We start from the raw sequence: 8,712 nt of genomic DNA on the forward strand, positions 1-8,712 counted from the left end.
GCTCTCTCCGCGGGTCATATCGCGGAGAGAGCGCCCACCCGCCGCGCTTCGCGCGTCGACCTCCCCCGCAAGCGGGAGAGCTAAGGCGAGTCTGCGGATAACCCGAGCCCAATCCGCATGCCTCCAAAGTTGGCAGCATCAGCCCAATAATGTTACGCCCCTTCCCCAGGGTGCTTGGGGAATAGGCGATTCATGGACGGCGTGGTGACGAAGGAAGAGGCGGGGATCGGGTTCCGTGCCCTGGTTCTGGCGCTTCTGGCATTGGCCTCGGGCCACATGCTGTCGACGTTGCTGCGGACGATCCCGGCGATCAGCCTCGACCTGATGGCGCGGGATTTCGGCACCTCGCCGCAGGCGCTGGCGAGCCTCACCTCGATCTATCATTTCTCCTTCGCCGCTTCGCAGATCCCGGTCGGTGCCGCGATGGACCGCTTTGGTGTGCGGCCGGTGTCGCTGAGCCTGCTCTGTGGTACCGTGGTCGGGACGCTGGTCTCGGCGCTGGCTACCGGTCCCGCGAGCTTCGTGCTCGGACAGCTGATGCTCGGCGTTGCTACCTCGGGCATGCTGATGTGCCCGATGACGCTGGCTGCCAAGCAGATGTCGGCGGCAAAGTTCGGCCTGTGGTCCGGCCTGATCCTCTCGATCGGCAATATCGGGATGCTGTTGTCGGCGAGCCCGCTGGCCTTCGTGGTCGATCAGTTCGGCTGGCGTGCCGGCTTCTGGGTCTCGGCCGGTTTCGGCATTGCGGTGCTGGTTGCAGTGTTCACGCTGGTGCCGCGGCAGCCGGCGGCGCATGCGGATGAGTCCTCGCCGCTGCACCAGATGGCCGAGGTGTTGCGGCTCGGCCTGTCGCGCGGCCTGCGCGGTCTGATCGCGCTGTCGCTGGTGTCGCTCGGCGCATCGCTGACCCTGCGCGGCTTGTGGGGTGGGCCGTGGCTGATGGACGTGAAGGGGTTGAGCCGCATCGAGGCCGGCAATGTGCTCGGCCTGTTCACGCTGGCGATGATCATTGGTCCGGCCTGTATCGGCGCTTTCGATCGCAAGTTCGGGCATCGCCGCACCATGGTGGCGGCAACGCATGCCGTCGCCGCATTGCTGCTGGTGTTGATGGCGGCCGGCGCGCCGCATTTCCCGGTCTCGAACCTGTTCGGCGTTGCCGTGATGCCGACGCAATATGACCTGGCGCTGCTGATCCTGATCGGGCTCGCGACGTCGGCGCAGCCGCTGATCTACGGCATGACCCGGCAACTGGTCGACGCCCAGAACACCGGCAAGGCGCTGTCGTCGGTCAACCTCGCGTTCTTCCTCGGCGCGGCGCTGCTGCAATCGAGCACCGCCGGCGTTGCGGCGCTGTTCGGGCTGCCGGCGGTGCTGCTGTTCATCGCCGCCGCGCTGGTGATCGGGGTCGTGCTGTTCTGGGCCTATACCAAGGCTTAGCGCTCTTCCCCGATCAGATCGCCTGCGCCTGTTTGCGGATTTCGTTGGCAAGCGGCCGCAGGGCCTCGACGCTGCGGGGTCCCACGACGCTATAGCCCGTGCCGCCGTCGGCCCAGGAGAAGCCCGCGACGTCACCACCCGAATGCGCGGCCATCGGCGCGTTCTGATCTGACGTCATCGGACGGGTCAGGACCACGAGCCGCTCGCCATGATCGTCGTCATACATGAACATCGCCGCCGGACCGTGCGCAGTCGGCACCACGCGTCCGCCCATCAGGCGATACCCCGACTTCGTCAGGTCCGGCAACTTGACCGGCTGTTGCAACCTGTTCGAAACCCACTGCACCAACTCGGCGCTGTCGCGCAGCTCGACCGGCCGGGTCCGATCGGAGGCATACACCTTGTAGGAGTCGCTTGCCTCCTGGGCGAGCGCGGCGAGGCCGCCCGCGGGGCCTTCGGTCGCGCCGCGGATCGCCCACCCGCCGACACCGCCGATTGCAAGCATCAGCATCGCCGCGATCGCCCAGCGGAAGGAGGCGGGACGGCGGCGCTTGCTCTCGATGATCCGGGACAGATTGAGCTGCGGCGGCAGCGGCTCCTCCGCAATCGGTGCGAGCGCGGCACGCAGCATGGTGCGCTGGTCGGAAAAGGACGCAACACGCCGGGCCACATCCGGGTGGCTCTCCAGATAGGCGGCGACCTCGGCCTGACGCTCGGGCTCGAGCGCATGGTCGACATAGGCGTGCAGATCGTCCTCCGAGATCGGGCGATTGCTCATGGCTTGCTCCGCAACTGCACGACATTCCCCTGCTGGTGATCAGCGGGCCGTTCGAGTTCCTGCTGTAATCTCTCACGTGCCCGCGACAGGCGCGACATCACGGTGCCGATAGGGATGTTGAGCACCTTGGCGGCCTCCGCATAGCTCAGGTCTTCGACGGCGATGAGCAGCAGCACGGCGCGCTGCTCGTCGGGAAGCTTTGCTAGCTTCCCGAGCACGTCCTGATAGATCATCTTTTGTTCCTGCACCGCATCTTGTCCGATCTCGTGCTCGCCTGCCTCGTCGATGGCAATGTGCTGGACACGCGCGGCTGCGCTGCGGAACTGGTTGATGGCGAGATTGTGCAGAATGGCAAACAGCCACGACTTCGGGCTGCCGGTGTCGCGCCGCTGCTCCCAATGACTGACCGCGCGTTCCAGGCAGTCCTGCACCAGATCGTCGGCGGCCGCATGGTTGCGGACCAGTGCACGCGCATAGCGGCGCAGCGCTGGAATCACCGGCTCGATCTGGTGCAGCATATCGTTCATGGCGCTTGTACCTGGATCACGGCCCCGAGCTTCGCCGGCTCGCCTGATGTGATGACGAGATAGCGCCGTTCGGCCTTGGCCGCGCTCTGCACGATCTGACGGATCGGTCCGGTGGCGTTGACGATCGCCGAACCCGCCGGATTGGTCACGAAGGTGGCGAGCGGCTGCACCGATCCCGTCCCGTCGGCATGCTCGGCCAATGCTAGCACGTAGTGCTGCCTGGGTTCGAGCCCCGTGACCGATGCCTGCACCACCTGGATCAGACCCTGATCGAACAGCGAGACGCTGGTCGGCGGCTGGTCTCCCTTCGCGTGTTGCTTCGGCGCGAGCGTGAGGTGGGCGGTCTGACCGGCGAGGCCGAGGTCTTGCAGGTTCTGGCGATCACCGGGATTTGGTGCGGCGTTCGGCACATATGCTATGGCCTGCGGCGCCTGGCCGATCGGGATATTGGCGATCACCTTGTTGGTCGCTGTGTCGATCGCGGCCAGCGCATCGGCATTCTCCAGGCCGACATAGATCCGCGTGCCGTCGCCGGACGGCCAGACGCCGTGCGGGAGATTGCCGACCGGAATGGTCGCCACCTGCGAAAAATCATCGGTGCGCAACACCTTGACCTCGTTGGTTCCGCCGATCGTGATGTAGGCGAAGGTCCCCTTCGCCGTCTTCGCGAAATTGACGTGGTTGGTGATCGGGCCGGTGTCGATGGTCTTGATTGGATTGAACGGCGGCCTGGCGTTGAACACCTGCGTCTTGCCGGTATCCTTCAGCGTGAACCACACCTGCTCGCCATCGGGGCTCGCCGCGATGTTGGGGCAGAACGGGCTTTCCTGCTTCACCTTCGCGACGATCTGATGATCGGCCACCGAGACCACGTCGGTTTCCGGATTGAACGACGAACAGATGTAGCCATACTTGCCGTCGGGCGAGAAGATCTGCATGCCCGGTCCCGGCGGCACCTCGATCCGCATCGTTTCCTTGAAGTTTTGTGCGTCGATCACCGAGATATAGTTCTCGCCGCGCACCGTGACCCAGACCTCCTTGCCGTCGGGCGTGAAGAACGCCTCGTGCGGCGAACGCCCGACATAGGTGACGTGCTTGACGGTGTTCGTTGCCGTGTCGATGAAGGTCACCGAATTCGAGCCGATCGAGACGATGGCAAGCGTATGATGGTCGGGCGAATAGCCCATGCCGTGGACCAGCACCTGTCCCTTGTAGAGCGGGCTGAAATTGCCGGGCTGCGGATCGCCGAGCCGGATCACCCCGAGCAGCTTGTTGTCGACGGGATCGGTGACCGACACGGTGTTCGAGAATTGCTCGGCGGCGTAGACGCGGTCGTGATGGCTGATCGGAATGTCGGGCGTGGACGCCGCGCCAGGCGCCTGTCCGGCGAAGGCGGACGTCGACATCACGATCATGCTGGTGGCCAGCAGGCCCTTCAGGAACGGCCTCGTCATCACTTGTTCTCCTGCTTCATCATGTCGTGGTGCATGTTCATGTGATCGTGGCTGCCTGCCGCCGGGCCGGGTTTCGCGCCGGGTTGGGTGGGGGCGGGCGTCGTGTCGGTGACCTGTTCGCCGAGCGCGAGCTTCATGGCGTCGATTTCCTGGCGCTGCTCGACGATGATCTCCTGCGCGATGCGGCGCAGGCGCTCGTTCTTGCCGTAGCGGAGCTCGATCACGGCCATGTCGATCGCGCCCTGATGGTGCGGCGTCATCATCGCGACGAAATCGCGATCGATATCGCCGCTCGGCTGGGCGGCCATGTCATTCATCATCTTGGTCATTGCCGCATCGTTCTCGGCGAGGAAGGCGCTCTCTTCGGCCGACTGCGCGGTCGAGGCCGGTTGGTGCGCCTCTTGCGCGAGCGCTACCGGGGAGAGAACAACGGCAAACAGCACACGCGCGCCGAGCAGCGCGGCGCCGATGCCGGGTCTGAAGAATCGCAGGATCATCACGTTCACCCTGAAAGTTGGCTGGCACGGGTGGGACGCAGGACGGCGAATTCTATTCCGTCGGAGGAGCGAGGATTCGTGCCGATCACGAATTACTGAACGGCGGAATGAATTCTGCGGCCCCGGCGCCGCGGTTTGCGATCTGGAAGCGTCTGGTTATAAGAGGGAATTCCGGTTTCGGTTGACCGGTTCTCGATCCTCCCTGCGCCCGCCGGGGCGCGAATAAGGCCAAGATGTCCGCCAAGATCGATCCGATCACCCGCTCCGTCGTCCAGCACCGCCTGTCGTCGATCGTCAAGGAGATGGGCGAAGCCATGCTTCGCACCTCCTATTCGCAGATCCTCAATTCCAGCCGCGATTTTTCGCTGGCAATCTGCGACACCAGCGGTCGGCTGATCGCGCAGGCCGATCATATCCCGGTGCATGTCGGCGCCCTGCCATGGGCGACGCTGGCGGTCGAGGAACGCTTCAAGGATGTCGCGCCCGGCGACGTCATCCTGCTCAACGATCCCTATCAAGGCGGCAGCCATCTGCCTGATCTGACCGCCTTCGTGCCGGTGTTCGACGGCGGAAAAAGGCTGCTCTGGACCATCGTGCGGGCGCATCAGAGCGACATCGGCGGCGCCACCCACGGCGCCTACAATCCGGCCGCGACCGAGATCTATCAGGAAGGCATCCGGATTCCGCCGATCAAGCTCTATGAGGCCGGCAAGCCGCGCGAGGATCTGCTCGACCTGCTGGCCTTGAACATCCGCAACCCCAGAGAATTCCGCGGCGACCTTGCGGCGATGCTCGGCGCCGCGCATCTCGGCGAGCGGCGCGTCGCAAAGCTGTTCAGCGAATTCGGCGCGGAAACGGTCGAGGCCGCGATCGAGGCGATCCTCGATGCTACCGAGCAGCAGACCCGTGCGGTGGTGTCGACCTGGAAGGATGGCGTGTTCTATGGCGAGGCGCTGCTCGATGATGATGGCCACGGCCGCACCGACATCAAGATCGCCGCCAAGGTGACGAAAAAAGGCAGCGACATCGAGGTCGATCTCACCGGCTCCGATCCGCAGTCGACCAGTTTCGTCAACTCGTCGCATGCCAACATGCAGGCCGCGGTCGCGATGGCGTTTGCCTATCTGATCGACGCCGACATTCCGAAGAACACCGGCGCGCTGCGGCCGCTCAAGGTGGTGGCGAAGCAGGGCACCATCGTGTGGGCCGATCCCGGCCGTCCCGTGACCTTGTGCACCAGCCATCCCTCCAACGAGATCGTCGAAGCGATCATCAAGGCGATGTCGGCGTCCTGTCCGGATCGCGTGATGGGCGGATGGGGCCGCCGCTTTCGCATCGCGATCCAGGGCGAGGATCCGCGCAACGGGCGCAATTTCATCTGGCACATGTTCCAGGCGCGACCCGGCGGCGGCGCATCACCCGGCGGCGACGGCTATTCCTCGATCGGCGAATGGCACTCGGTCGGCGGGCTCAAATTCGGCAGCATCGAGGTCGCGAGGTACGTTTTCCATTGTATTTCCGCCAGCACGAATTCCGCGCCGACTCCGGCGGCGACGGCCAGCATCGCGGCGGGCTCGGTGTGGCGCTCGACATGGTGCTGGAGACGCAAAAGCCGGCCCGCGGCAACACCGCCGGTGACGGCGCGCGACACGGCCCGTGCGGCATGCTCGGCGGCAAGGACGGCGAGCCGCATCGCTATCGTCTCCTGTCGGAAGGCCGCGAGCCGCGCGTGCTGAAGACCAAGGAGGTCGGCATCGAGCTGCGCCCCGGCGATTGCCTCGAGATCCGCTCGTCTGGCGGCGGCGGCTGGGGGCCGCCCGAGAAGCGCTCGGCTGAGGCGCGGGCGCGCGACGTCGCGCAAGGTCTGGTTTCGAAGGCGGTATAGGGCAGCGATGTATACGATTGGAGTTGACGTCGGCGGCACCTACACCGATCTGGTTGCGACGGATCAAACCGGGCGAACCGTGTTCGCGAAATCGCCGTCCACGCCGGCCGATCAGTCGATCGGCGTGATGGCCGGACTGGAAGAGCTGGCGCGGCGCCTCGGCGTCACGCGCGCGGCGATGCTGGCTGCGACCGATCGCCTGGTGCACGGCACCACGGTTGCGACCAATGCGCTCTTGGAGCGCAAGGGCGCGAAGGTCGCGCTGCTCACCACCGAGGGCCATCGCGACGTCGTTGAGATGCGCGAGGGCCTGAAGCCGGATCGCTACGATCTGCGCACGCCGCCGCCCGAGCCGCTGGTGCCGCGCGAGCGCCGCTTCGGCGTGCGCGAGCGGCTGAAGGCCGACGGCAGCACGGCGGTGGCGCTGGACGCTGCCGCGCTCGGCAACGTCATTGCCGAGGTGAAGCGATCAGGTGCGAACTCGATCGCGGTCTGCTTCCTGCACGCCTATCTCAACCCGGTGCATGAGCTCGCCGCGGTCGAGCGGCTGGCAAGGGAGCTGCCCGATGTCAGCGTGTCGCGCTCCAGCGACGTGCTGCCGCAGATCAAGGAATACGAGCGCGTCTCGACCACCATCGTGAACGCCTATGTCGAGCCGACGGTGCGGCGCTATCTCACCAATCTGGAGCGCAGCCTGCACGAGGCGGGCTTCAAGGGCTCGCTGTTCGTCGTGCTGTCGCATGGCGGCATGGCGCCGGTGGAGGAAGCCTCTCGGCTCGCTGCGGGCACTGTGCTGTCGGGCCCGGCCGGCGGCATCTCCGGCAGCCGCCGCTGCGCCGAGATGCTCGCCATTCCCGATCTCGTGCCGTTCGACATGGGCGGCACCTCGACCGATATTTCCCTGATCGCGGATGGCCACGCCTCGCTGTCGGCCGACGGCATGCTCGCCGGCCAGCGCATCGCGCTGCGCAGCCTCGACATCGCCAGCATCGCCGCGGGCGGCGGCTCGATCGCGAGCGTCGACGGCAGCCGCACCTTGCGGGTCGGGCCGGAGAGCGCGGGCTCGGTGCCGGGGCCGGCCTGCTACGGCAATGGCGGCACCGCGGCTGCAGTCACCGACGCCAATGTCGTGCTCGGCTACCTCGATGCCGCCGCCTTCATGGGTGGGGCGCGGCCGCTAGATCGTGCGGCGTCGGAAGCCGCCGTCGACCGGATCGCCGAAGCGCTCGAGCTGTCGCGGATCGAGGCTGCCGCCGGCATGTACAAGATGATCAATCTGAAGATGGCCGCCGGCATCCGCCTGATGACCTTGCGCCGCGGCGTCGATCCCCGCAAATTCGCGCTGCTCAGCTTCGGCGGCGCCGCCGGCATGCACGCCGCCGAGGTCGCGCGCGAGCTCGAGATCAAGCGCATCATCGTGCCGACGGTGGCCTCCGTGCTGTCGGCCTGGGGCATGCTGACCAGCGATCTGCGTTACGAGGTCAGCCGCACGCATTTCGGTACCGGGCGGATTTCCGCCGACGAGGTGCGCGCCTTGTTTGCCGCGCTGGAAGCGCAGGCCGCGGGGCGGCTGCGCGACTGGTTCAAGGGCGGCATCGCGATCGAGCGCTCGGCCGAGATGCGCTATGGCGAGCAGGTGTTCGAGATCGACGTACCGCTCGGCGATCTCGATCTCACGCCGCGGACCTCGTGGCGCAAATCGAGGACCGCTTCCACCGCCGCCATGAGGAGCTCTACACCTATGCCTCGCGCGGGCAGGAGGTGGTGTTCGTCAACGCCCGCGTGGCCGCGGTCGGCAAGGTCGCGCCCGGCAGCAGCGATGCCGGAAATGCCGCGTCCAGTGCGCCCTGCACGCCGCGCGGCAAGCGGCAGGCCTGGCTCGGTGCCTGGCGCGAGGTGCCGGTGTATGCGCTCGACGACCTCAAGCCGGGGCAATCGCTGGCCGGTCCGGCTGTGATCGAGGCCGAAACCACCACGGTTCTGGTCGATGATGGCGACCGCGTCACGGTCAACCCGTTGGGCTGGCTCGACATAACATTGCGCTGATCGCCGCGTGGGAACTGCGCTCCCTCTCCCGCTTGCGGGGGAGGGGCGGGGTGGGGGTCTCTCCACCGGTCACATTGTGGAGAAAGCC

At 66.3% G+C, this 8,712-nt stretch carries 7 protein-coding genes and 2 pseudogenes; 5 read left to right on the forward strand and 4 right to left on the reverse strand.

Annotated features, from left to right (window positions below; all coding sequences use genetic code 11):
• Positions 1 to 192 precede the first annotated feature (192 nt).
• Positions 193 to 1,437: an MFS transporter gene (locus ALC15_RS40450; protein ID WP_050632085.1), complete on the forward strand. Its 1,245-nt coding sequence runs from the start codon at positions 193 to 195 to the stop codon at positions 1,435 to 1,437.
• Positions 1,438 to 1,450: 13 nt separating this feature from the next.
• On the opposite strand, the gene ALC15_RS40455 is transcribed toward ALC15_RS40450, so the two are convergent.
• The 4 genes from ALC15_RS40455 to ALC15_RS40470 are packed head-to-tail and all read right to left on the reverse strand — an operon-like array spanning position 1,451 to position 4,693.
• On the reverse strand, positions 1,451 to 2,215 hold the full coding sequence (locus tag ALC15_RS40455; RefSeq protein WP_050632086.1) for an anti-sigma factor family protein: 765 nt from the start codon (positions 2,213 to 2,215) through the stop codon (positions 1,451 to 1,453).
• Entirely contained in the window at positions 2,212 to 2,742 is a 531-nt protein-coding gene (locus ALC15_RS40460) for an RNA polymerase sigma factor (RefSeq protein ID WP_050632087.1), read from the reverse strand. Before ALC15_RS40460 ends, ALC15_RS40455 begins: the two co-directional genes overlap by 4 nt.
• The gene (locus ALC15_RS40465) at positions 2,739 to 4,196 is read right to left on the reverse strand and encodes a YncE family protein (protein WP_050632088.1); all 1,458 of its coding nucleotides are present in this window, start codon (positions 4,194 to 4,196) and stop codon (positions 2,739 to 2,741) included. The genes ALC15_RS40460 and ALC15_RS40465 overlap by 4 nt, the downstream gene beginning before the upstream one ends.
• A complete protein-coding gene (locus ALC15_RS40470; RefSeq protein ID WP_050632089.1) occupies positions 4,196 to 4,693 on the reverse strand; it encodes a DUF305 domain-containing protein in 498 nt (165 codons plus the stop codon). The genes ALC15_RS40465 and ALC15_RS40470 overlap by 1 nt, the downstream gene beginning before the upstream one ends.
• A 302-nt stretch (positions 4,694 to 4,995) precedes the next feature.
• On the opposite strand from ALC15_RS40470, the pseudogene ALC15_RS40475 reads away from it, so the two are divergent.
• From ALC15_RS40475 to ALC15_RS47020, 4 genes and pseudogenes are all read left to right on the forward strand, one after another.
• A pseudogene (locus tag ALC15_RS40475) lies at positions 4,996 to 6,099 on the forward strand (hydantoinase B/oxoprolinase family protein); the annotation flags it as partial.
• A 44-nt stretch (positions 6,100 to 6,143) separates the two neighbouring features.
• On the forward strand, positions 6,144 to 6,578 hold the full coding sequence (locus ALC15_RS47430; RefSeq protein ID WP_283806344.1) for a hydantoinase B/oxoprolinase family protein: 435 nt from the start codon (positions 6,144 to 6,146) through the stop codon (positions 6,576 to 6,578).
• A 7-nt stretch (positions 6,579 to 6,585) separates the two neighbouring features.
• Positions 6,586 to 7,998 (forward strand): annotated as a pseudogene (locus ALC15_RS40480) (hydantoinase/oxoprolinase family protein); the annotation flags it as partial.
• A 269-nt stretch (positions 7,999 to 8,267) separates the two neighbouring features.
• The gene (locus tag ALC15_RS47020; RefSeq protein WP_244486491.1) at positions 8,268 to 8,624 is read left to right on the forward strand and encodes a hypothetical protein; all 357 of its coding nucleotides are present in this window, start codon (positions 8,268 to 8,270) and stop codon (positions 8,622 to 8,624) included.
• Positions 8,625 to 8,712 lie beyond the last annotated feature (88 nt).

Origin of the sequence: Bradyrhizobium viridifuturi, assembly GCF_001238275.1 — a bacterium.
Classification (GTDB): Bacteria; Pseudomonadota; Alphaproteobacteria; order Rhizobiales; family Xanthobacteraceae; genus Bradyrhizobium; species Bradyrhizobium viridifuturi.